The sequence below is a fragment of the Micromonospora kangleipakensis genome (assembly GCF_004217615.1).
In the GTDB taxonomy this organism is placed as follows: domain Bacteria; phylum Actinomycetota; class Actinomycetes; order Mycobacteriales; family Micromonosporaceae; genus Micromonospora; species Micromonospora kangleipakensis.
This window is the reverse complement of sequence record NZ_SHLD01000001.1, coordinates 5070767-5094109: the sequence shown is the minus strand read 5'-3', so window position 1 is coordinate 5094109 and position 23343 is coordinate 5070767. Positions and strand designations below refer to the sequence as shown.

Here is a 23343-nt window from a genome sequence, read left to right as displayed (position 1 = left end):
CGATGTCGACACCGGTGACCGCGACCGGTCGGCGGGAACGTTCACCCGAGGCCCCTCAGGCAGCCGGACGGCGTACGGCGCGGCGCCCTCGGGACCGGGCCGCCACCATCGTCCTGCACGTTCTGCTGGTGATCGGGCTGCTCGCCATGGTCGGCCCGTTCGTCTGGATGCTGCTGTCGTCGTTGAAGCCGGAGAGCGAGATCCGGCTCGTCCCACCGACCTGGTGGCCGCACGACCCGACGCTCGGCAACTTCCGTGACCTGTTCGCCAGGCTGAACTTCCCGACGTACTTCCTGAACTCGGCGATCGTCGCCGGCCTGATCACCCTCGGCAATCTGATGTTCTGCTCGGCGGTCGGCTATGCCCTGGCCAAGCTGCGCTTTCCGGGCCGCCGCGCGCTGTTCGGTCTGGTCCTGGGGTCGGTGATGGTCCCCGGCATGGTGACCTTCGTCCCGTTGTTCGTGCTGGTCGCCAACATGGGCCTGACCAACACCTACGCCGGCCTGGTGCTGCCCTTCCTGGCCTGGGCGCTGGGTGCGTTCCTCATGCGCCAGTTCATGCTGTCCATCCCGGACGAGCTGATCGAGTCCGCAAGGGTGGACGGCGCCGGCGAGCTCCGTATCTTCCTCCGCGTCGTCCTGCCGCTGTGCCGCCCGGCGCTCGCCGCACTGGGCATCCTCAGCTTCCTCACCTTCTGGAACAGCTTCCTGTGGCCCCTCGTGGTGGCCACGACCGAGGACAAGTACACCCTTCCGGTCGCCCTCGCCCTGTTCAGCGTGGGCCAGAACGAGACCAAGTTCGGGCTGCTGCTCGCCGGTTCCGTGGTGGTGGTGCTGCCCGTGCTGATCGTCTTCCTCCTGCTGCAGCGGCACTTCGTCCGCGGCATCGCCACCACCGGCCTGAAATAGCCGGCCGACGGTGGCGTGACGACCCGGAACCATCGACCTCCGGAGGTAGCCAATGATCCGTCCCTACCGTGCCGCCCTGGCGGCGGCACTCTCGCTCACCCTCGCCGCGTCCGGCGCGGCCAGCGCCGCCGCGGCGCCATCGACCGGCCTCCCGGCGTCGGCCGTCACGCCGTCCACCATCACCGCGTGGTCCACCGACACGTGGCGATCGATGGCCGCGATGACGGACCCGCAGACCGGGCTGCCCGCCGACAACATCGGTGGCGCCCTCGCGCCGGCGAGTCGTGCCCGTTACACCTCGCCCACCAACATCGGTGCGTACATCTGGTCGGCGATCACCGCCCGCAAGCTGCACGTCATCGGAGAGCAGGAGCAGGTGCAGCGCATCTCGCGCGCACTCGACTCGCTCGCCCGGTTGGAGCGGCACCCCGACTCCGGCATGTTCTACAACTGGTACGACCCAGCCACCCTGCAACTGCTCCGGACCTGGCCGGAGAACGGCTCGACCGTCTATCCCTTCGTGTCCAGCGTCGACAACGCCTGGCTCGCCGCCGCCCTGATGATCGTGCACAACGGGGTGCCGCAACTGCGCCACAAGTCCGACCCACTGCTCGGCGCCATGGACTTCGGCTTCTACTACGACTCGCAGGCGCGCGGGCCGGATGTGCCGGCCGGGCTGATGCGCGGCGGCTTCTGGGTCGAGCCGCCCCCCGGCTGCTCGACCAAGGGCAACTACGAGCACCGCGGTCCGGACGTCTACTACACCTGCCACACGTACGGGGCGTTCAACAGCGAGACCCGGATGATCAGCTACGTGGCGATCGCGCTCGGCCAGGTGCCGCCCGCCCACTACTTCGCGCCCTGGCGGACCTTCCCCGACACCTGCGACTGGTCCTGGCAGGAGATGCGTCCGGTCGGCGAGTGGCGGGAGTACCTGGACGTGCCGGTCTTCGAGGGCGCCTACCGCTACCGGGGCCTGCAGTTCGTGCCCACCTGGGGCGGTGACATGTTCGAGGCGCTCATGCCGGACATGTTCGTGCCCGAGGAGCAGTGGGGCCCGGACAGTTGGGCCCGGAACCACCCGGTCTACGTGCGCGGCCAGATCGAGCACGGGATGAACGACGCGAGGTACGGCCACTGGGGCTTCTCGCCGGCCTCGGATCCCCAGGGTGGCTACCGCGAGTACGGAGTGGACGCCATGGGGCTCGACACCAACGGCTACGCGAGCGATGAAGAGCGCACCAGCGTCGACTACGGCTTCGCGGGCTGCCCCGATCGCCCCGCTCAGCCGCTGCCCGCCGCGTACGGCGACGGTGTCGTGACCCCGCACGCGGTGTTCCTCGCCATGCGCTACGCGCCGGCCGATGCGCAGGCCGAGCTGACGCGGCTGCGCAACGAGTTCGACAGCTACGGGCCCGGCGGCTTCTACGACTCGATTGCCGTACGCAGCGGCACGGTAGCAAAGCGGTACCTGGCGCTCGACCAGGGCATGATCATGGCCGCGCTCGGCAACCTGTACGGCGGCGACATCCTGCGGAAGGAGTTCACCCGCGGCGGTGCTGAGCGGTTCCTGCACCCGGTGATGCGGATCGAGGAGTTCTCCGTACCAGCCGAGCAGTAGCGGGGTTCGCGGCCGGAGCCTCGCCGGCTCCGGCCGCGGGCAGCCGGGGCCGACGACGCCCGTCGGCCCGGCACACCAGGTAGCCGACGGCCTCCGGCGCCGGGTTCCAGCCCACGGTGACGTGGCTCCGACGGCGTCGGCCCGAGGGGTGGCGCTTTCCCGGTCAGGCCCCGGCGAGCTCGACCAGGACCACGCCGGGTTGCGGCAGCGCCAGATCGATGACGCAGGCAACGCCGTCGCCGGCCGGCTGCACCTTCTCCGCCGGCAGGGCGTCGGCGGCGCGCAGCGCCTCCCACTGCTCGTCGGTGGGCCAGTCGCCGACCCCGAGCCGCTGTGCGAGGGTGGTGACGTCGCCGTGCTCACGGTCGAGCCGGGTGACCATCGCCGGCCGGCCGGCGGCCCCGTCGACGGTCAGCCGGACCCGCCGGGCCAGCGACGCGGCTCCGTCGCGCTTGGACTGGTCGAGGGTGCTGTTCCACACCAGGATCGCCAGGCTGCCGTCGTCGCGCCGGCTGGCCCAGGTCTGCACCAGGCCCCCTGCGCCGTCCCCGTCGGCGGTGACCGGCAGTTCGGTGTCGCCGAGCTGGGCGAGCATCCACAGCGCGTGGTAGCGCGGCTTGGCGATTCCCCCGACGGTGATCAGCCCGAAGCCGCCGTGCAGCAGGCGGGGCGGCCGGCCGAGTTCCTCGAAGTGGTCGCTGGCCACCCAGTAGGACAGCGCGTCGACCCGACCGGCCGCCGACCGCATCCCGGTGAGCAGGAACGCCGCGGCGGAGGCGCCGTCGTTGACCGGGTGGAAGTGGGTGGGAGTCACCCCCCATTCGGTCCACAGGATCCGCGCGTCCGGCACGCCCAGCCGGGCCAGGGTGGGCCGCAGGTCCAGCGGGGGACTGCCGTAGGTGTGGGTGGAGACGAAGTCCACCGGAGCGCCAGAGGCGGCGGCATGTTCCAGCAGCGCGTCGACCCAGCCGGCCGCCGCCGAGGACGGCCCGCCGACCGGGATGCGCGGGTCGACGTCCTTGACGGCGCGGGCCGTTACGTCGTACAGCTTCATCCACTCCTCCCGGGTGCCCGACCAGAACACCTCCAGGTTCGCCTCGTTCCACACCTCGAAGTCCCAGCCGAGCACCTGCTCGCCGTAGCGGTCGAGCAGGTGGGCGACCAGGGCGCGCACCAGGTCGGCCCAGCGGTCCCAGTCCCGGGGCGGGGAGATGACACCCCGGTAGCCGAACACCGTGCGCTCGGGGTCGCTGGCCAGCTCACGAGGCATGAATCCGATCTCGACCACCGGTCGCAGCCCCACCGACAGGAGCAGGTCGTAGACCTCGTCGACGCGGCTGAAGTCGTACCCCGGCTGCCCGTCCACCTCGCGGTAGACACCGAGGTCGTCGTGCAGGATCGCGTGCGCGCGGACGGCGTCGACACCGATCTCGTCGTGCACCCGGCGCAGCGCGGCCAGCAGTTCCATGCCGATCTCCCGGCCGCCCGAGGTGTCCCGGCACAGCAGCTGGGACAGCCGCTCACTGCCGATCATCGGCCGCCACGGCCGGTGCAGGGCCGACCCGTCGGCCGCGGCGTCCAGCCGCAGCGACACCGTGGGCGGCTCGTCGCCGACGGGCCGGGCCGTGGCCGGCACCGGCTCGCTCAGCGTTCCGGTGCGTGTCACCTCCGGCACCGAGGCGACCGCGTAGGCGTATCGCCGGCCAGGCTCGCCGGTGGTGTCGACGTGCCAGGTGTCGGGCACGGCGAGGACGTCACCGCCGAGGTGGTCGACCGGGGTGAACCCGCCGTCGGGTGTCCCGTCGCCCAATGGGGCGCGGTGCACCAGGTAGCCCACGGCGCCGTCCACCGGCTGCCAGGAGAGGCGGACGTGGCCGACGCCCTCGCGGGCGGTCAGCCCGGCCGGCGGCGGCAGCTCCGGTGCTGGTCGTACGCCGCCGTCGTCGCTGCGCCGGGCGATCCGGGCCTCCCAATCGGATCGAGCGCCGGACGGCTGCTGGTCGTTGACGTTCGTCACCGGGCACCTCCAGGCCTCACGGTTGGTCCGGTCCGAGCACTGTAACCGGTTACCGCACCGAGTTCGAGCGGTGCTGGTGATCGATGTCCGGACCGGCATGTCCGACGCGACGTGGGAGCCGGCTCGCGACGCCACCGGGACGCCTCGGGCCGATCGCGGCCGCGCATCGGAGACCTCAGCTCAGCAGCCGACACGTCCGACTGCCACCGTCGCGGATGGACGGACCGACGGGTACGCCACCAGGCCCGGCGACGCCGTTCAGAGCCCGGGCAGCGGACGGCCCACATGCCCCGCCTGAAATCTGCCACCCGGTCTCAGCCATGCCAACCGACCTGCTCGCTCGGTCACGGGCAGCCGCTGAAGATCAAGGCGCCGGCGCGGGCCGGGGGAGGCCTCGGACTTCTACTACGCCAAGTGACGCCCCTGGCCGCGGCGGCCCCGTCATGCCGTCGCTCGTGCGCCCGCCCGAGGCCCGATCGACCGCACCCGCTCTGCGCCGCCGTGCATCCCGAACTTCGCGGGCCGTCGCGCTCCCCTCAGCCGCCGGCCGGTCTGCGTTACATCCCCGCGACGGCCGTGGCGACCTGATGGCGCGCGTGCCGCTTGGAACTCCTCCTCCGCCTCCACGTCCCTACCGTTGGCGAGCTCGTCGCCGCGCACCTGTGCGCCACCACGGAGCCGCCAGGATCAGAACGGCCAGTACGAGGGCAGCGCCGAGCCCGAGCCCGGTGGGCAACGAGAACGATGACGGTTCCTCTGCCCGACCATGGGGCTCGCCTTTGACCGGGACTACGGGACGGTCGTACTTCTTTTCTTCGGGCGCGACCAGGCGGCCGACGGACGCGTCGGGAGGAAGAGCGAAGCCCCAGTTGAGCAGCGCTGCCGCCTCTCCGAAACTCCCCAGCGGCGCGGTCTCGGCTCCGAGCAGGGTCACCGCGAGCCGTCGGCCGTTGCGTTCGGCCACGCCGACGTACGTTTGCCGAGCCAGGTCGGTGAAGCCCGTCTTCCCACCGAGCGTTCCGGGGTATATGCCCAGCAGCGTGTTGTCGTGGGTGATCTCGAACCCCGGCGTTCCCGGCCGTGCCGGTATCTGCGCCACCCTGGTCGCGATGTACCGCCGAAAGTCTTCCCGGGCGAAGGTGGCCCGCGCGATCAGCGCGAGGTCGTATGCGCTGGTGTATTGACCGGGGCCGTCCAGGCCCGAGGGGGTCGCAGCGTGGGTCTGGTTCGCGCGCAGCCGGCGCGCTTCGTCGTTCATCGCCTGCACTCCGCCCTGCCTACCGGCGTTGCCACCGCCGACGCGAGCCAGCACGTTGGCCGCGTCGTTCCCCGATCTGAGGAGGAGCCCCAGCCATAGGCTCTCGATCGAGTACCGGCCACCCTCGGCCACCCCCATCAGCGAACTGGCCGGATCGAGATCGTGCAGATCCGCCCTGGTCACCTCGACGACCTGGGCCGGATCGAGGCGGGGCATCAGGGCGGCCGCCAGCAGCAGCTTCTGCACACTGGCTGGCGTTCGGTGCTCGTGGGAGCCGCACCCGCCGAGAACCTCACCACTGGTGAGGTCCGCCACGAGCCACGAGGTGGCGGTCACAGCCGGCGCCATCGGCGCGTCCGCAGGAATGGCCAGTCCTGACGTCGCCAGCGCCTGCCCCCCGACTGCCCCCTGGGCGGGGTCGACCGGAGGCGAAGACGGTATGGCAGGCGGGGGCACCGGCGGCTTCACGGCCGGGCATGGCACGTACGGCGCGGCTGCCGCCCGCGTTGGTGGCGCGACCGCGATAGCGGGCGGAACCAGGATGGCGCTGAGCGTGAGGGCGGTAACCCGAATGATGGTCACGTTAACGTACGGTAATCCTCAGCAAGGCTGGCGCGGTCCGATTGGAGAAAGCCCGCCGCGGTGACGGCGAGGAGAAGACACACTGGCGGCGTCATCTCGGGCGGTAAGGGTGCAAACGACCAGGCGCGCGAGCTTCCTGATGCGCCGCGCCGCGCCGGTGTCATCGAGGGCGAGGCTTCAGCTGACGTCACACAGCGTTGGTGGCAGGCCTTATCTGACCGTTAAGTAACGGTCTAACTGGTTCACCCCGAGGGCAGCATTGGGCAGACTGGGCCAATGCCCGCCGCCGCTCCGCCCGCTCCCCCCGCCCACCGCCGTCGTACCCAGGCGCTCGTCGCGGTGGTCGCCGCGCTCGCCGTGGCGGTCGGGGTCGGCGCCTGGTCGCAGCGGGATCGCGTTGTTGGCGACCGTGGTGCACCGGAGCCGGGCCACGCGGCCGCCTTCGGCGCGGCGGGCGGCACCCCCAGCTGCGCCGGCCGGCCGGCCCGGGCGCCCCGCGAGCTGCGCGGCATGTGGATCACGACGGTGAACAACATCGACTGGCCGAGCCGGCGCGGACTGCCGGCCGACACGGTGCGGGCGGAGTTCCGGGGCTGGCTGGACCTGGCCGTGCGGCGGAACCACAACGCGGTCTTCGTGCACGTGCGGCCGAGCGGGGACGCGCTCTGGCCGTCCAGGTACGCGCCGTGGTCGGAGTGGCTGACCGGGCGACGCGACGGCCGCGACCCGGGCTGGGACCCGATGGAGTTCATGGTCGCCGAGGCGCACGCCCGCAACCTGGAGTTCCATGCCTGGTTCAACCCGTACCGGGGCGGGCAGCCGGCCACGGTGGGCGGGCCCGGCCCCAGGCTGGACCAGCTCGCGCCGACACACCCGCTGCGGTGGCACCGCGACTGGGTGGTGACCTATCCCAGCGCCGACCGCCCAGGCAGCCGCCTCTACTTCAACCCGGGCGTCCCCGAGGCGCGCAAGTTCGTCGAGGACTCGATGCTGGAGGCGGTCCAGCGGTACGACGTCGACGGGGTCCATTTCGACGACTTCTTCTACCCGTACCCGGAGGCCGGGCAGGACTTCCCGGACGGCGCGGCGTTCGCCCGGTACGGCCGGCGGTTCGCGGACAAGCACGCCTGGCGCCGGGACAACGTGAACACGCTGGTCCGCGAGATGAGCGAGCGGATCAAGGCGGTCAAGCCGTGGGTGAAGTTCGGCATCAGCCCGTTCGGCATCTGGCGCAACAAGCGCACCGACCCGGCCGGCTCGGCGACCGCGGGTCTGCAGAGCTACGACGACATCTACGCCGACACCCGACTCTGGGTCCGGGAGCAGTGGCTGGACTACGTCGTGCCGCAGCTGTACTGGCACATCGGGTTCGGCAAGGCCGACTACGCCAAGTTGCTGCCGTGGTGGGCGGCCACGGTGAGGGGCACCCGGGTGCAGCTCTACATCGGCCAGGCCGACTATCGGGTGGGCGAGCGCGGCGCCTGGCGCGATCCGGCCGAGCTGGACCGCCAGCTCGCCCTCAACCGGCGGCACGGGGTGAGCGGGAGCGTGCACTTCAGCGCCAGGCAGGTGCGCGCCGACAAGCTCGGGGCGGTCAGCCGGTACAGCGGGGCGCACTACGCCGGCCCGGCGCTGGTGCCCGCGATGGCGCAGCTACCAGCGGCGCCGCCGGCCGCACCCGCGGTCACCGGCGCGCGGCGCGAGGACGCCGGCGGGGTGGTGCTGACCTGGCGCGGGGACGGCGCCGCGAGCTTCGCCGTCTACCGCGTGGACGGCAACGCGGCCCGGCTCATCGGCACCACCCGGGGTACCGGTTGGGTCGACCCCACCGCCCCGGCTGACCGCCCGCTCTCCTACTGCGTGTCCGGACTGGATCGCAGCGGGAACGAGGGCCAACTCAGCGCGCGGATGTCCGTCGCCGCGCAGTAAGGGATCCGCGCACTTCGACTTCAGCCTGTCCTTGATGGATGGTCGCATGTGGCGGTGCTGGACAAACGAGAGCACCTGTTGCTGATGCGGCGGTATCGGTTCGTCTTCGACCGATGGGTCTGGGAGTTGCCCGGCGGCTACGCCGTATCGCGGTGCTGGAGGTGCTCGTCCGGCAGGCGCGGGGCGAGCTGTAGGAGGGACGCGCCCTGGCCGTGCCGGACCCGGCAGCGGGAGCTGCGCGCGGAGTTCGACGGCGCGTCGGTGTCGCTCGCCCTCTACATGGGCGCGCAACTGGTACGCGCCTCGGCGGACCTGACCTGGCTCCCGGCAGGCGCGCTGCATTGACGCTTCCTCGGGTGGGTGCGGTGAGCGTGCTGACTGACGGCCGCTGGAGGCTCGGCTCGGACGAGGTCATCGTCGCTTTCGCACCGACAGCTGCACCGCAGGCATCGGCTACCCGCAGTCCGGCTGAACGCCGATCTCTGACGGCCGGACCTGACGGCGCAGCAGGGTCGAGATCCGGGTACCGGCACCTGAGCTGGTGGCGCACGGGCGGGGCGACCTACCTGCGCGCGGGAGCGCGGGGCCCGGGTTCTACTGTTCGTGCTGGGGAAGGTGGACTTTGGCGTCCTCATAGCTGGCGTTGCCGACCGACTCGGCGGGGGAGTAGACGAGGTTCAGGACCCCGGTCTTGAAGGTCTGCGACGAGATCAGGGTGAGCGGGATCGGGGGCTCGCCCTCGTCGAACAGCCGCATGCCCTTGCGGACGGCGATCGGATGCACCAGCAGGTGCAGCTCGTCCAGCAGCCCCGCGGCCAGCAGCTGGCGGACGACGGAGACCGAGCCGCTCATGCCGATGGTGCCGTCAGCGGTTTCGTTCTTCAACGCGGTGACGGCCTCGATGAGGTCGCCCTGCAGCTGCTCGGAGTTTCGCCAGACGAACTTGAGCTGCTGGTTCGACACCACGATCTTGCGGGCGTCGCCGAGCTTTTTGGCGAACGGGGCGTCCTCCCCGCCGGCCGCTTCCCGCTCGGGCCACGCCCCGGCGAAGCTGTCGTAGGTCCTGCGACCGAACAGCATCGTGTCGGCCCTGCCGAGGGTGGCGTCCACGGCAGCGCCCATCTCCTCGTTGTAGTACGGGAAGTGCCACTGATCGGGCGCCTCGACGACGCCGTCGAGCGCGATGAACAGTCCCGCGCTGATCTTCCTCATGATGCTTCTCCAACTCAGTCGCTGAACGTTTCCGTCATCCACCAAGACGACGCAGGCCCGATCAACTTCATCGGTCGCATCTGGATCGGCTGCAGCCAAGCCTAGAGGACGCCTCCCCGGTGCGGGCCGTCCGTTTGAAGATGGCGGACCTCGAAAATGAGGGTCATCGCAACGGTGACCTCCTGGTCCTCCTGATCGCAGTCAACTCCGAGCCCTTGCGGCTCGCGCAGGGTGTCTACAGTGGTACGCGCCACCAGGTCGGTAGTTTAAGAAGGAGTGGGGGCGTCAGCCATGGACGTCTGGACCAGCTTCTTTTCAGCTATGGCGGGTGTCTCGACGGCACTGATGACAATCGCGTTCTTGGTCTTCCAGCTCAAGTCTGACGCCTGGCGGACCAACACCCTCCGACACTTCATCGCGCTGTTCACCCTCGCAGAGTTCGCCACACCGCTAGTAATCAGTTTGGTCATCTTGATGCCGAGCCATCCCTGGCGACTCGCTTCGGCGGTCGTGGGTGCTGGAGGCCTCGTGATGCTCGTGTCCTACTGGATCGCATATTCGCGAACGGACGAGCCCACGCCGTTCGACCGTCTGGAGTTTCGGCTCTCCGCGATCTCGCTGGTGTGCTACGTGGCTCTCACCGGGGCAGCCGCACTGCCGGAGAAGACCGGTGTCTATCTTGTCGGCGGTCTGTCGGTCTGGTTCCTGGTGTCGGGCTCGATAGAAGCGTGGCAGTTCCTCGTGCCACCCCCCGCCGCGGCGCCTCGCGCTAACGCGGTTGCTGACGACACTGGGTCGAACGGCTTCGGCCACACGAGCGAGATGGGGAGCGACGGGGCCGCATCGCGTTGAACCAGGGCTGCGGAGGGCCGAGCGGGGCAAATTGCCACCGCTGCCCGCACCGACCATCTGCACGACCACGGATGGGCCTCGCAGTACAAGCCCAGCGGCGTGGGGTGCGGGTCAGCGCAGACGGGAGAGGAAGGCCCGGACTTGCTCGCGGGCGCGGTTCGTGATTTCGGGGCCGTGGGTGAAGGCGGCCACGTCGTAGTCCAGTTCGCCCAGTACATGAGCCGTGCGCTGGGTCATCCGGAAATCCGTGCAGAAGGACTTCACCGGCCAGCGGACCCCGGCCACGTTGAAGAGCGCGTCGCCGGTGACCAGCACCCGGGTCGGTTCGTGCAACAGCGACACGTGCCCCGGGGAGTGCCCGGGGGTGTGCAGCACCCGCAGGCCACCGCCGACGGCCAGCACGTCGCCATCGGCCAGTGGGCAGGCGACCTCGACGGCCGGGAACCGGCCTCCGGCCAGCCGGGCGAGGAACCGTCCCGCCGTGATCGTCGGGTCGTGGGGCGGCACCTGCCCGGATTCGGCGTACGGCACATCGGCGGTGTGCGCGGCGACCGGGGCGCCGGTGCGCCGGGACAGTTCGGCGGCCCCACCGGCGTGGTCCGGGTGGGCATGGGTCAGCACGATCCCGGTCACGTCGGCCGGGGTCTTTCCGATGGCCGCCAACCCGCGCACGATCCGGGCCGGCGCCCGTTTCAACCCGCAGTCGACCAGCGTGACGCTGCCGTCGTCGCCGACAAAGGCGTACGAGTTGACCAGGGCTCGGCCGACGGTGGGAATGCGCCAGACCCCGGGAGCGAGCGGAACCGCAGCAGATCTCGCCATCGGCCGAGTCTACCGGGCATCGCCGTCGGTCTCTGTCTGGCGAGAACGTCGGGCACCGAGACAGCAGGTGATCAATGGACGGTACCGTCGATACCTGAAGCGCCTTGAACCGAGAGCAGGTGACGGCAGGGCCGCCGATGGCTGCGCTGTCCCGCGGGCGTGCGGGCTAGGCCGGATCGTGACGACCGCACCTCCACAGATGCGCGCCGGACACCTACTGTTGGCGTGGACCCTCAGCGCCCGGCCGTGCTGTCGGTGGCGCCGGCGGGCCCGGCAATGATCGGCGTCACCGCCGGTAGATGAGGGAGCGCGATGTCATTCAGGCGGGCGGTCGTCGGGGGTGCCCTGGTGGCCGTGGCGGTGGTGGGTTACCTCGCGGGCATGGTGCCGGGCGACTCGGTGCGGGCGACGGTGGACCACTGCTATGTCACCTATGACCGGCAGGAGCAGCGGCACAGCCGGTGCGTGGGGCAGTGGACCCGCGCTGGCCGCGCCGTTTCCGGACCGGTCCACGGCGTGGACGTCGGCCGGCAGTGGCAGGTGCTCACGGTGGATCCGGACCCGAACTTCGAGTGGGAAGTGACCATTCCGCGGTCCGCGCGCCGCCAGGCTGTTGTCGCCAACCAGACGCGCGCCTATGTGGTACCCGCATTCGTGCCGGTCCTGCTGATGCTACTGGCCCTGCTGGCGGTGGCGTTTCTCGCGTGGAAGACGCGGCGGCGGGGTGGGTGGCCGAAGCTGCAGGCGCGGCGGCTGGCTACGGGGTGAGCAGGAGGGCGGCGACGGTGGCGGCGGTGGCCAGCGCGGCGAGGGCGGCGCTGGTGGCGACGAAGCGGCCCAGCGGCACCGCGACCCCGGCGGCGCGGCAGCGCTCGTACCAGATCAGGGTGGCCAGCGAGGCCCACGGCGTCGCGAGGGGGCCGACGTTCGTGCCGATCAGCAGGGCCAGCAGCTGGGTGTGGTTGGCCGGCGCGATGACCGCCTCGCCGGCGACGTACGCGGGCAGGTTGTTGACCACGTTGGCGAAGAGGGCGCCGACGCCGCCGGCCCGCAAGGCCCCCTCGGCGCCCGGGTCGCCGCCGATCAGCGCGCCCATCACCGTGTCCAGTCCGTGCCGGCCGATGGTCTGCACCACCAGGAACAGCCCGATGATGAAGACCAGCAGCCGCCACGGGATCAGGGCCGGGCGCAGGCTGTGCCGCGCCCGGATCGCGAAGCCGGCCACCAGGATCGCGGCGGCCACCCCGGAGGCGAGTCCGATCTCGACGCCGGCCAGGATGCCGGCGATGAAGAGCAGGCAGGCACCCAGCGCGGTGCGGTAGAGCACCGGGTCGGGCGGCACGTGCGGGGGCGGCGGGACGAATGGGTCCGCGCCGGCCCGGGCCGGCCGCCAGTACCACCACCAGAGCAGCAGCATGGTGATGACGATGGCCACCAGCTGCGGCCACCACAGCCGGGCGGCCCACGGCAGCGGGTCCAGCCCGATCCGGACGCTGGCCAGGATGTTGGTCAGGTTGGACACCGGCAGCAGCAGGCTCGCCGTGTTGGCCAGCCAGACCGTGGTCATCGCCAGCGGCGTCGGCGGCACGCCGAGCTTGCGGGCCAGAGCGATCATCACCGGGGTGAGCAGCACCGCGGTGGTGTCCAGGTTGAGCGCGATGGTGGTGACCGACGCGAAGGCGACGCAGAGCCAGAACAGCGCCCGGTAGCTGCCCCGGGCGGCGATCGCCACCCGGGCGGCGAGGGCGTCGAAGACCCCGGCCACGGCGGTCAGCTCGGCCAGCACCACCACGGTGCCGATGAAGATCAGGATCGGCACGATCCGGCGTACGGTGGCCTCGGCGTCCGGGCGGGGGAGGAGTCCGGTGAGGACGCAGAGCACCCCGGCGACGGCGAGCCCGATCGCGATCCAGTCCAGTACGTGCAGCCGGCCCCAGCGGGATCGGTCCGGCGCGGCGGACGGCGGCTCGCCGACAGTCTCCACGACACATGATCCTCGCATACGCCCGGCTCGCGGACGGCGCCCGACGCGGCCCGGCCGACTGCCGAGGGTGTCCACGGATTGACGATGAGTGTCCATAATGATCCTGTGGCTGTAGGCGCGCACCCCACCCGGTCCGACCGCCCGATCGACTTCTTCATCAGCTACTCGCCGGCCGATGAGCGCTGGGCGACCTGGCTGGCGTGGGAGTTCGAGTCCGCCGGCTACCGCACTCTGCTCCAGGCGTGGGACTTCGTCGCCGGCACCAACTTCATCGACTTCATGGACCGCGGCGTCCGCGAGGCCGCCGTCGTGGTGGCCGTCCTCTCCGAGCGCTACCTGCACTCGACGTACGGGAAGCTGGAGTGGCAGGCCGCGCTGCGCGCCGACCCCGACGGCACCGGCAGCAAGCTGGTCACCGTCCGGGTGGAGGACTGTCCGATCGACGGCCTGCTCGCCACCATCACCTACGTCGACCTGGTCGGGGTCACCGACCCGGCGCAGGCCCGGGGGCGGGTGCTGGACCGGATCCGGGAGGCGCTCGACGGCCGGGCCAAGCCGGTCCTGCAACCGACCTTCCCCCACCACCCGACCGGGCCGGCCGGGGTGCTCGCCGCGCCGTCCGCGGGCGTGCCCGCGCCGCGCCGCTCCCGGCGTACGCCGATCAACCCGCCGCCGTTCCCGCCCGCGGCGCTGGCGGTGCCCGACTCCCGCACCACCGTGACCGTGCTCCAGGTGGCCGGGCCGCGCTTCGGCCGGGGCGTGATCGAGCCCGGCGCGCCGGTCACCCCCGGGGAACTGCAGGAACACCTGATGGGTGACCTGACGCTGCTGATGAACGACGGCGTCCCCCGGCCGGATCTGCTGGTGGTGGCGGGCAACCTGACCGAGTCGGGCAGCCCGCGTGAGTTCTCCGACGCGCTGAGCTTCCTCACCGGGCTGCGGGTGCTGCTCGGGTTGGAGCCGCACCGGCTCGTCGTGGTGCCCGGCCCCCGCGACGTCACCATGGCCGCCAGCCGCGCGTACTTCGCCACCTGCGAGGCCGACGACGTCGACCCGCAGCCGCCGTACTGGCCGAAGTGGCGGCACTACGCCCGCCTCTTCGACGAGCTCTACCAGGGCCTGGAGGACCGGATCTTCGACAGCGAGCAGCCGTGGACGCTGTTTCCGGTGCCGGACCTGCGGGTCGTGGTGGCGGGGCTGAACTCCACCGTCGCGGTCACCCACCGCGAGGAGGACCGGTACGGCTTCCTCGGCGAGGCCCAGTCCACCTGGTTCGCCCAGCGCCTGCGGCACTACCAGCAGTCCGGCTGGCTGCGGCTGGGCGCCATGGCGCACGCCCCCGGCCCGCGCACCCCGTACGCCGACGAGGTCGCGGCCGACGGGACGACCCTGCGCGACCGGGGGCCGTTCAACCGCCTCGTCGGGCCGATGCTCAACCTGCTGCTCTCCGACGTCGCGCCGACCCGCGCGCCGGCCGACCCGGTGGTGCCGCTCTCCACCACGTCCCGGGACGGCCGGGCGCAGGTGCTGCGACTGGCCGCCGACGGGATGACCCGCTGGGTGCTCGGCCGCGACGACCGGCACGACGTGGGCGAGCCGACGGCGGTGAGCTGGCCTCGGTCGGAGGCCACCTTCGGGGCGGCCGGCCCGGCGCAGGTGCCCGACCCGCGGCTGCCGACCGCCGTGGAGGGGCCGACCCAGGGCGTCGCCGCGCCCGACGTGCCGGCCGCCGCGCCGGCCGTGGTCGCGCCGACGCCGCTGGAGCGGCTGCTGGACCGGCTGGCCGAGGTCTGCGAGGCACGGTACGACCGGGTGCTGGTCCGCCGGGTGCCGGCCGACCCGCCGCACCTCTTCGTCACCTACCGGGCCGACGGGGTGGTCCGGCAGCAGCGGGTCGGCGGGCACGTCGGGACCCCGACCGCCGCCCACGTCGACGACTTCGCCCGGCGGGTGCACGCCACCGACCCGGACGTCGCCTCCGAGCTGATCTACGACGGCGACCGGATCGGCCGGGGGCTGGCCGAGGCGGCGCAGCGGCGCGGGGTGCGCGTGCTGCACCTGACCGAGTTCCAGGGCCTGCTGGATCTGCGCGACTACGTCGCGGCGCAGACCGCCCGGTTGCAGGCCGACCGGCTCTACCCGCCGGGGCAGTACGTGCCGCAGCGCTACCGGCACCTGGTCGGCGCCGACCAGCGGGTCCGCGAGGACGTGGTGGACGAGCTGCTGGAGCTGGTCTCCGCCCCGGACGGCCGGTTCGTGCTGGTGCTCGGCGACTTCGGGCGGGGCAAGACGTTCGCGCTGCGGGAGGTGGCCCGCCGGCTGCCCACCGCCGCGCCCGACGTGATCCCGATCCTGGTGGAGCTGCGCGCGCTGGACAAGGCGCACTCGGTGGACGGGCTGGTCGCCGCGCACCTGGCCAACCACGGCGAGCAGGTGATCGACCTCAAGGCGTTCCGTTACATGCTCCGGCAGGGTCGCATCGTGCTGCTCTTCGACGGGTTCGACGAGCTGGTGGCCCGGGTGACGTACGACCGGGCGGCGGACCACCTGGAGACGCTGCTCCAGGCGGCCGAGGGCAACGCCAAGATCGTGGTCAGCAGCCGGACCCAGCACTTCAAGACGAACTCGCAGGTGCTGACCGCGCTCGGCGAGCGGGTCGGGCTGCTGCCGCACCGCCGGGTGCTGGCCATCGAGGACTTCACCCCCGGCCAGATCGAGGCGTTCCTGCGGCACCGCTACGACGGGGACGAGCGGGCCGCCCGGGCCCGGATGGAGCTCCTGGCCGGGGTGAAGGACCTGCTCGGCCTCTCCCGCAACCCGCGGATGCTCGGCTTCATCGCCAACCTCGACGAGGGTCGGCTGGCTGCCGTGGCGGGGGCCGGCGGCACGTTCAGCGCGGCTGCGCTCTACCGGGAGATCCTGGAGTCCTGGTTGGACTTCGAGGAGCGGCGCACCCAGGGGGTGCCGGGCGCGCCGGTGACCCTGCGCCGCCCCGAGCTGTGGGCCGCGGTCGGCCGGCTGGCGTTCCAGCTCTGGGAGAGCGGCGAGTCGTACCTGCGACTGGCCGAGCTGGCCGAGGCCGCCGGCCAGCTCGCCGGGCTGGCGGAGTCGCGGCTGTCCGGCCCGCAGGCGATGCACGCGGTGGGCGCGGGCAGCCTGCTGGTGCGGACCGACGACGGGCTGTTCGGGTTCATCCACACCTCGGTGATGGAGTGGCTGGTCGCCGAGGGGATCGCCGCGCAGTTCAACCGGGGGGAGGATCCGGCCGCGCTGGCGGTGCGCCCGCTGTCGGCGCTGACCGTGGAGTTCCTCGGCGACCTGGCCGACCCGCGCCGCTGCACCGCGTGGACCGCCCGGGTGCTCGGCGACGAGGACGCCGGGGAGACGGTCCGGGCCAATGCGCTGCGGCTCAGCGCCCGGCTGCGGCTGCCCGACCGGGCCGACCTGCGGGGCGCCTCGCTGCGCGGCGAGGACCTGTCCCACCGGGAGCTGGCGCGGGCCGATCTGACCGGCGCCGACCTCACCGCCACCCGCCTCGTCGCGACCAACCTCACCGACGCCCGGCTGGAGCACTCCCGGCTGCGCGGGGCGCGCCTGGACCAGGCCCGGCTGGCCGGCGCCGACCTGCGCGACGCCGACCTGGCCGGGGCGCGGCTGTTCCGGACCGACCTGCGCGGCGCGCGGGTCGGCGGCAGCCGCTGGCGGCGGGCCGCGCTGATCGACGTGGCCGCCGACGCGGCCCTGCTGCGCGCGCCGGAGCTGCGCGGCGCGGTGGTGGCGCCCGGCCGGCCGGTGGTGCCCGGGCTGGCCCCGCCGGCGGTGGGCGTCTCCTACGGCTTCGAGGTGGGCCGGCTGCCGGTGCCGGTGGCGTACAGCCCGGACGGGGCGGTGCTCGCCGTCGGCAGCGACGACGGTGGCGTGCTGATCTGCGACACGCTCACCGGCCTGCCGGTGCGCACCCTGCAGGGCCACCGGGGGCGGGTCTACGCCGTCCGCTTCGACGCCGCGTCGCACCAGCTGATCACCGGCGCCGCCGACCTGACCGTACGGCTGTGGGACGCCGACCACGGCGACGTGCGGCACGTCATCGAGGACGTCTTCGCCGGCTGGGTCTGGCCGCTGCTCACCGACGGGGAGCGGGGCCGGTTGGTGGTCGGCGACGCGGCCGGCGTGGTCCGGCTCTACGACACCCGGAGTGCCCGACTGCGGCACGAGTGGCCCGGCCATGCGGCGCCGATCTGGGGTACCTCGTTCAGCCCGGACGGCCGGCGGCTCGTGGTGGTGGACAGCGCCGGCGTGGTCCGCGGCTGGGACGTCGCCTCCGGGGCGCTGGCGTTCCAGGTCCGCGAGCCGGAGGTGGTCTACCGGGTGGCGCACACCCCGGACGGCCGGTCCCTGGTCGCCGTCGGGCAGCACGGTCGGGTGTGGGTCCGCCGGGCCGCCGACGGGGAGCTGCTGCGCCAGCCGCGCGGCCACGAGGCCGACGTGTACGCCCTGGACGTGCACCCCGACGGCCGGCTGATGGCCACCGGGGACACCCACGGCGCGCTGCGGCTGTGGGAGGTGGAGACCGGTCGGCCGGTCCGGGTGCTGGGCCGGCAGCGTGGCGCGATCTACAGCGTCCGGTTCAACGGGGACGGCACCCTGCTGGCCTCGTCGGCCAGCGACGGCGCGATCCAGCTGTGGGACACCGTCGACGGCCAGCCGCGGCACGAGCTGACCCGGCACCGCGGCTCGGTCTGGCCGGTGGCCTGGCGACCGGATCAGCAGCAGGTGGCGACCAGCAGCAACGACGGCACCACCCGGCTCTGGGACGTCCGCACCGGGCAGCTGCAGCACACCCTGCGCGGGCACGGCCGGCGGGTCACCTCGCTCTCCTTCTCCGACGACGGCGAGGTGCTGGCCACCTGCGGCAACGACGGGGTGGTGCGGCTGTGGGAGCCGCGTACCGGCCGGCTGGTGCGGCAGCTCAGCAGCCCGGCGGACCGGTTGCTCTCGGCGGTCTTCTGCCCGGGTGAGCCGCTGCTCGCCTCGCCGAGCGGGGACGGCGGGGTGCACCTGTGGAACACCGACACCGGCGTGGACGAGCGGGAGCTCAATGTGGACACCGACCACGTCTGGGCGGCCGCGTTCAGCCCGGACGGCGACGCCCTGGCCACCGCCAACGACGACGACACGGTCCGGTTGTGGTACCGGCGGACCGGCCGGCATTTCGCCACCCTCACCCCGCACCGCGGCCGGGTCCGGGCGGTGGCGTTCAGCCCGGACGGCGAGACCATCGCCACCGGCTGCGACGACCAGCTGGTGCGGCTCTGGGACGCCGCCACCGCGACCTGCCGCGCCACCCTGGAGCAGCACACCGACCGGGTGTACGCGGTGGCCTTCAACGCTGATGGGACGCTGCTGGCCAGCGCCAGCAACGACGGTTCGGCGGTGGTCTGGGACGCGCTGACCGGCGAGCGGCGCACGGTGCTCACCGAGCACACCGGCCGGCTCTGGTCCTGCGCGTTCAGCCCGAACGGCGACCTGCTGGCCACCGCCGGGGACGACCTGGCCATCCGGCTGTGGGACCCGGGCACCGGGCGGCTGCACGGCACCCTGGTCGCACACACCCGGCGGGTCTGGTCGGTGGCGTTCAGCCCGGACAGCAGCCTGCTGGCCAGCGCCGGCGACGACGGCACCGTCCGGCTGTGGGACGTCGCCGACCCGGAGCACGCCCAGCTGCGGGCCACCCTGATCGGGCTGCCCGACGGCTGGGCGGCGGTCAGCCCGGACGGCCGGTACAAGCTGGACGGTGACCCGGGCGGCCAGTTCTGGCACGTCATCGGGACCTGCCGGTTCGAGGTGGGGGAGCTGGACCCGTACCTGACCCAGGTGCGCCGGCTGTCCGTGGACGCCCCGTTCTGACCGCCGCCGGAGCCTCCCCGCCGCGGGCAGGCCTCCCTGCGCGACCTCCGGACCGGGGCGACCGTGGCCGGCGCGCTGCTGGCCCTCGGCGTGCTGGCCATGACCATCGGTCTCATCCGAGCCGAGGCCGCGGCGTTGGCCCGTGCCGCCGACCCGCGCCGACCCTCACCGGGCCGGCCGGCGGGCTCCCTTGAGGCGTCGGCCCAGCTCCCGGGCGATCTCCCGGTTGGCGTCCCGCTCGGCCATGGCCTGCCGCTTGTCGTACGACTTGCGGCCCCGGGCCAGGCCCAGCTCGACCTTGGCCCAGCCGTCGGCGAAGTACATCGACAGGGGCACCAGGGTCAGCCCGCCGCCGCCCTCGCGCAGCTTCTCCAGGATCCGGGCGATCTCCACCCGGTGCAGCAGCAGCTTGCGGGTGCGCCGGGGCTGGTGGTTGGTCCAGGTGCCGAAGCCGTACTCGGCAATGTGCAGCCCGTACAGCATGATTTCGCCGTCGCGCTCCTGGGCGAACGCGTCGACCAGCGACACCCGCCCCTCGCGCAGCGACTTGACCTCGGTGCCGGCCAGCACGATCCCCGCCTCGTAGGTCTTGAGGATCGTGTAGTCGTGGCGCGCCTTCTTGTTCGAGGCGACGAGCTTGCGCCCGGTGTCCCTGGACACGCCCACCTCCGCACTCGTCGACCCGGAGCAGGATACCTGTCACGAGGCGCGCGCCGCCGCGACCCAGGCGGTGGTGAGCAGCAGTAACGCCGCGATGTAGGTGGCCATCACCAGCAGCCCCTGGCCGGGCAGCGTGACGCCGGCCGCCCCCAGCCCGATCAGCAGGTCCGAGCCGAGGAAGAGCGCGCCGCCCACCGCCGCGCGCCGGGACACCCCGGCAGCGGCGGCGGCCATCAGCGACAGTGTCAGGCTGTAGCCGAGCACCGGCAGTCGCAGCGGACCCAGCGCCTCCCACAGCAGTGCGTTGGCCACCGCCCAGAGCGTCAGGTACGCCACCACGGCCGGGACCGGCGGCCGGCGGTACCGGACGAACGCGGTCAGGAACGAGAGCTGGGTGACCAGGAAGCAGCCCATCCCGACCAGGAACGCCGTCCGCCCCGGCACCAGCAGCGCCACGTCCCCGGCGGTGGCGAAGACCAGCCCGATCGCCACCGGGTCGACCCGCCGTCGGGCGCTGTACAGGTACCCCAGCAGCAGCGGCGCCAGCAGCGGCTTGGCCAGCCACTGCATCGTGGTCAGGTCGAACGCGACGCCGACCAGCTCGACGGCGGCGGCGCCCCCGAACGCCCCGAGCCAGCCCCGCCTCACCGGGCCGGCTGCCAGCCGGGCCGGCCGAACACGTAGCCGAGGCGGTGCCGCCACGAGCTGGCTGCCCGGGCATCGGCCCAGATCGCCGTGTACTCGTGGGTGGCCACCCGCAGCGGGTTGTAGGTCGTGATGTTCTTGGTCAGCCCGTACCGGACCGCGGCCCGTTCCGGCTCGAAGCTGCCGAAGAGCCGGTCCCAGACGATCAGGATGCCGCCGTAGTTGCGGTCCAGGTATTCGGCGTTGGAGCCGTGGTGGACCCGGTGGTGCGACGGGGTGTTGAAGACCCACTCGATCGGCCGGGGCAGCACGTTGACCCGCTCGGTGTGCAGGAAGAACTGGTAGAGCAGGCTGATCGACTGCTGGAGGAAGATCATCCACGGCGGGATGCCGAGCAGGGCGAGGGCCAGCCAGAACGGCAGCGAGGTCATCGGCGTCCAACTCTGCCGCAGCGCGGTGGAGAGGTTGTAGAAGACGCTGGAGTGGTGCACGACGTGGCTCGCCCAGAGCAGTCGTACCTCGTGGTGCAGCCGGTGGAACCAGTAGTAGGCCAGGTCGTCGGCGAAGAAGAGCAGCACCCAGGTCCACCAGTTGCCGGGGGAGAGGTGGACGGGGGCGAGCGTCCAGAGCCCGGCGTAGAGCCCGACGGTGGCCAGCTTCCACGGGAAGCCGATCACCTGGCTGCCGAGGCCCATGGAGAGGCTGGTGCTGGTGTCGCGCAGCTCGTAGCCGCGTTCGTCGTCGTCCGGCGCGAACCGGTAGGAGAGGGCCTCGACGATGATGAGCAGCAGGAACGCCGGGACGGCGTAGAGCACGGCGGGAATCATCTGAACTCCTTCGAGGGGGCCCCGTCCTTTAGGGCGGGGAGGAATCGGACCCCTGCGGACCAGGGCAGTGAAAGCCGGTGCGCCGGCAAGGCGGACCGGTGGCCCTTCACGAGAGCCGGCAGGTTGTCACATCGAATTGCGATAGTTCGAGAGCCATGAAGACCACGCATACGAAGCGGGCGTTCAAGTACCGCTTCTATCCGACGGAGGCGCAGGCGGCCGAGCTGTCGCGCACGTTCGGCTGCGTGCGGAAGGTTTACAACCTCGCGCTGGCGGCGCGTGCCGAGGCGTGGTCGCTTCGGCAGGAGCGCGTCAGCTACAACGCCACGTCGGCGATGCTGACCGCCTGGAAAAAGACTGAGGAGCTGGCCTACCTCAACGACGTGTCCTCGGTTCCGCTTCAGCAGGCCCTGCGGCACCTTCAGACGGCCTTCACCAACTTCTTCGCCAAACGCGCGAGATACCCGCATTTCAAGTCCCGGAAAAGTGCGCGGAGGTCGGCGGAGTACACCACCAGCGCCTTCCGTTTCCGTGACGGTGAGCTGACGCTGGCTAAGATGGCGGAGCCGCTGCACATCGTGTGGTCCCGCCCTCTTCCCAAGGACGCGAAGCCGTCGACGGTTACCGTCTCTCAGGATGCGGCTGGGCGCTGGTTCGTGTCCCTGCTGTGCGAGGACCCGACCGTGCGGCTGCTCCCCACCACCGATCGGGCGGTCGGGATAGACGCCGGGCTTGACCATCTGCTGACCCTGTCGACCGGGGAGAAGATCGCCAACCCTCGGCATGAGCGGCATGAGCGGCGTGACCGGGCCCGGCTCGCCCGCGCCCAGCGGGAGCTGTCGCGAAAGGCCAAGGACTCGGCGAACCGGGACAGGGCCCGCCGCAAGGTCGCCAAGGTTCACGCTCGCATCGCCGACCGGCGACGCGACCACCTGCACAAGATCACTACTCGGCTCGTTCGTGAAAACCAAACGATCGTGATCGAGGACCTCACCGTTCAGAACCTGCTGAAAAACCACACACTCGCCCGCGCCATCAGCGACGCGGCGTGGCGCGAGTTCCGCAGCTTGCTGGAATACAAGGCCCAGTGGTACGGCCGCACGGTGATCACGGTCGACCGTTGGTTCCCCTCCTCCAAACTGTGCTCGACCTGCGGAACTGTGCGAGACGCGATGCCGTTGCACGTCCGCACCTGGACATGCGCCTGCGGCGCCACTCACGACCGCGACGTGAACGCCGCGCGGAACATTCTGGCCGCCGGGCTGGCGGTGTCGGCCTGTGGAGCTGATGTAAGACCTCAACGGGAGACCTCCCGGACGAGGCGGTCGGTGACGAAGCAGGAAGGCCCACGGGCGACCGTGGGAATCCCGGTCTATTAGCGCCGGGAAGATGTCAAGCTCGGGCTTCCCTTCCGGACGGGGTGGTGGGGGTGGTGACCGGGGCGGTCAGCAGGGACCGGGCGTGCCGGGCGGCGGCCGTGCCCTGGCCGGCGGCGATGGCCGCGGCGAGCCGGCGGTGTCCGGCGATGTCGAGCAGTTCGGCGGCCCGGCCGTCGGGCGGGACGTCGCCCACGGCGAGCGTGCCGGCCACCAGGCTGTTGAAGGCCAGCAGGTAGGCGGTGTTGCCGGAGCCGCTGACGATCAGCCGCCACATGGCGATGTTCGCCTCGGCCATCCGCGGCAGGTCGGGCGCGAGCGCCGCGTACTCCTCAACGGCCCGGACCACCGCGGCCGTGGCCGCCGGGTCGCCGCGCTCGGCGCAGAGCCGGGCCGCGTCGGTCCCGACGCAGGCCCGCATCTCCAGCATGTCGCGGACCAGCGTCTCCACCGGGAGTACGTCGCCGGACTGGGTCAGCGACAGCGCCAGGTCGAGCCCGGCGTGCACCCGCCAGTCCAGCACCCGGGTCGCGCCGCCCTGGCTGACCCGGACCAGCCCGAGCTGTTGGAGCCGGCGCAGCGCCTCCCGGACGGCGTGCCGGTTGACCTCGAACGCGGCGGCCAGTTCCCGCTCGCCGGGCAGCGTCTCCTCCGGCCGGTAGCGACCGCTGACGATGGCGTCGCGGAGCTGACCGAAGACGTGGTCGGAGACGGAGGCGCGCGGGACGGGGGCGAAGGCCATG

General features: G+C 72.1%; 16 protein-coding genes and 1 pseudogene. 8 read left to right on the top strand and 9 right to left on the bottom strand.

The genetic code is table 11. The features are described 5' to 3' along the window. Positions 1 to 2: 2 nt before the first annotated feature. Positions 3 to 908 (top strand): carbohydrate ABC transporter permease, encoded by a 906-nt coding sequence (locus tag EV384_RS24455; protein ID WP_130336840.1) that lies wholly within the window; start codon positions 3 to 5, stop codon positions 906 to 908. A 52-nt stretch (positions 909 to 960) separates the two neighbouring features. Beyond that, the gene (locus EV384_RS24450) at positions 961 to 2529 is read left to right on the top strand and encodes a glucoamylase family protein (RefSeq protein ID WP_130336838.1); all 1569 of its coding nucleotides are present in this window, start codon (positions 961 to 963) and stop codon (positions 2527 to 2529) included. Between the two features lie 163 nt (positions 2530 to 2692). Here the strand turns inward: EV384_RS24450 and EV384_RS24445 are convergent, their stop codons facing one another. Next, positions 2693 to 4546: a GH39 family glycosyl hydrolase gene (locus EV384_RS24445; RefSeq protein ID WP_207232451.1), complete on the bottom strand. Its 1854-nt coding sequence runs from the start codon at positions 4544 to 4546 to the stop codon at positions 2693 to 2695. 631 nt (positions 4547 to 5177) lie between these two features. Beyond that, a complete protein-coding gene (locus tag EV384_RS24440) occupies positions 5178 to 6386 on the bottom strand; it encodes a D-alanyl-D-alanine carboxypeptidase family protein (protein WP_130336836.1) in 1209 nt (402 codons plus the stop codon). A gap of 276 nt (positions 6387 to 6662) precedes the next feature. On the opposite strand from EV384_RS24440, the gene EV384_RS24435 reads away from it, so the two are divergent. Continuing rightward, positions 6663 to 8315, top strand: coding sequence for a glycoside hydrolase family 10-like protein (locus tag EV384_RS24435; RefSeq protein WP_130336834.1), 1653 nt, complete (start codon positions 6663 to 6665; stop codon positions 8313 to 8315). A gap of 48 nt (positions 8316 to 8363) precedes the next feature. Then, positions 8364 to 8456 (top strand): annotated as a pseudogene (locus EV384_RS24430) (NUDIX hydrolase); the annotation flags it as partial. A 453-nt stretch (positions 8457 to 8909) separates the two neighbouring features. Here EV384_RS24430 and EV384_RS24425 read toward each other — a convergent pair. Next, positions 8910 to 9527: a dihydrofolate reductase family protein gene (locus EV384_RS24425; protein ID WP_130336832.1), complete on the bottom strand. Its 618-nt coding sequence runs from the start codon at positions 9525 to 9527 to the stop codon at positions 8910 to 8912. Positions 9528 to 9818: 291 nt separating this feature from the next. Between EV384_RS24425 and EV384_RS24420 the strand changes: the two genes are divergently transcribed. Next, on the top strand, positions 9819 to 10379 hold the full coding sequence (locus EV384_RS24420; protein ID WP_130336830.1) for a hypothetical protein: 561 nt from the start codon (positions 9819 to 9821) through the stop codon (positions 10377 to 10379). A gap of 111 nt (positions 10380 to 10490) precedes the next feature. On the opposite strand, the gene EV384_RS24415 is transcribed toward EV384_RS24420, so the two are convergent. After that, positions 10491 to 11201: an MBL fold metallo-hydrolase gene (locus EV384_RS24415; RefSeq protein WP_130336828.1), complete on the bottom strand. Its 711-nt coding sequence runs from the start codon at positions 11199 to 11201 to the stop codon at positions 10491 to 10493. 348 nt (positions 11202 to 11549) lie between these two features. Between EV384_RS24415 and EV384_RS24410 the strand changes: the two genes are divergently transcribed. Next, positions 11550 to 11969: a hypothetical protein gene (locus tag EV384_RS24410; RefSeq protein WP_130336826.1), complete on the top strand. Its 420-nt coding sequence runs from the start codon at positions 11550 to 11552 to the stop codon at positions 11967 to 11969. Here EV384_RS24410 and EV384_RS24405 read toward each other — a convergent pair. Then, the gene (locus EV384_RS24405) at positions 11959 to 13185 is read right to left on the bottom strand and encodes an ArsB/NhaD family transporter (protein WP_130336824.1); all 1227 of its coding nucleotides are present in this window, start codon (positions 13183 to 13185) and stop codon (positions 11959 to 11961) included. The genes EV384_RS24410 and EV384_RS24405 overlap by 11 nt on opposite strands. A gap of 105 nt (positions 13186 to 13290) precedes the next feature. Between EV384_RS24405 and EV384_RS24400 the strand changes: the two genes are divergently transcribed. Then, positions 13291 to 19092 carry a WD40 domain-containing protein gene (locus tag EV384_RS24400; RefSeq protein ID WP_130336821.1) on the top strand — a complete coding sequence of 1934 codons (5802 nt, stop codon included), beginning with the start codon at positions 13291 to 13293 and terminating at the stop codon, positions 19090 to 19092. Between the two features lie 165 nt (positions 19093 to 19257). On the opposite strand, the gene smpB is transcribed toward EV384_RS24400, so the two are convergent. From smpB to EV384_RS24385, 3 genes are read right to left on the bottom strand one after another with little or no spacing between them, the layout of a single operon-like run. Then, complete coding sequence (gene smpB, locus EV384_RS24395; protein ID WP_130336819.1) at positions 19258 to 19752, bottom strand: SsrA-binding protein SmpB; 495 nt, start codon at positions 19750 to 19752, stop codon at positions 19258 to 19260. Between the two features lie 39 nt (positions 19753 to 19791). Then, on the bottom strand, positions 19792 to 20400 hold the full coding sequence (locus tag EV384_RS24390) for a lysoplasmalogenase (protein WP_130336817.1): 609 nt from the start codon (positions 20398 to 20400) through the stop codon (positions 19792 to 19794). Further along, entirely contained in the window at positions 20397 to 21224 is an 828-nt protein-coding gene (locus tag EV384_RS24385; protein ID WP_130336815.1) for a sterol desaturase family protein, read from the bottom strand. The genes EV384_RS24390 and EV384_RS24385 overlap by 4 nt, the downstream gene beginning before the upstream one ends. 155 nt (positions 21225 to 21379) lie before the next feature. Here EV384_RS24385 and EV384_RS24380 point away from each other — a divergent pair, with 155 nt between their 5' ends. Further along, positions 21380 to 22603: an RNA-guided endonuclease InsQ/TnpB family protein gene (locus EV384_RS24380; RefSeq protein WP_130336813.1), complete on the top strand. Its 1224-nt coding sequence runs from the start codon at positions 21380 to 21382 to the stop codon at positions 22601 to 22603. 13 nt (positions 22604 to 22616) lie between these two features. Here the strand turns inward: EV384_RS24380 and EV384_RS24375 are convergent, their stop codons facing one another. Further along, positions 22617 to 23342 (bottom strand): FadR/GntR family transcriptional regulator, encoded by a 726-nt coding sequence (locus EV384_RS24375; protein ID WP_130336811.1) that lies wholly within the window; start codon positions 23340 to 23342, stop codon positions 22617 to 22619. Position 23343: the final 1 nt, after the last annotated feature.

Bases quoted from the DNA above. Each gene is read 5' to 3' on its own strand.
- EV384_RS24450 (WP_130336838.1), top strand. From the start codon at position 961: ATGATCCGTCCCTACCGTGCCGCCCTGGCGGCGGCACTCTCGCTCACC.
- EV384_RS24385 (WP_130336815.1), bottom strand. From the start codon at position 21,224: ATGATTCCCGCCGTGCTCTACGCCGTCCCGGCGTTCCTGCTGCTCATC.
- EV384_RS24425 (WP_130336832.1), bottom strand. From the start codon at position 9,527: ATGAGGAAGATCAGCGCGGGACTGTTCATCGCGCTCGACGGCGTCGTC.
- EV384_RS24435 (WP_130336834.1), top strand. From the start codon at position 6,663: ATGCCCGCCGCCGCTCCGCCCGCTCCCCCCGCCCACCGCCGTCGTACC.
- EV384_RS24375 (WP_130336811.1), bottom strand. From the start codon at position 23,342: ATGGCCTTCGCCCCCGTCCCGCGCGCCTCCGTCTCCGACCACGTCTTC.
- EV384_RS24455 (WP_130336840.1), top strand. From the start codon at position 3: ATGTCGACACCGGTGACCGCGACCGGTCGGCGGGAACGTTCACCCGAG.
- EV384_RS24420 (WP_130336830.1), top strand. From the start codon at position 9,819: ATGGACGTCTGGACCAGCTTCTTTTCAGCTATGGCGGGTGTCTCGACG.
- EV384_RS24415 (WP_130336828.1), bottom strand. From the start codon at position 11,201: ATGGCGAGATCTGCTGCGGTTCCGCTCGCTCCCGGGGTCTGGCGCATT.
- EV384_RS24380 (WP_130336813.1), top strand. From the start codon at position 21,380: ATGAAGACCACGCATACGAAGCGGGCGTTCAAGTACCGCTTCTATCCG.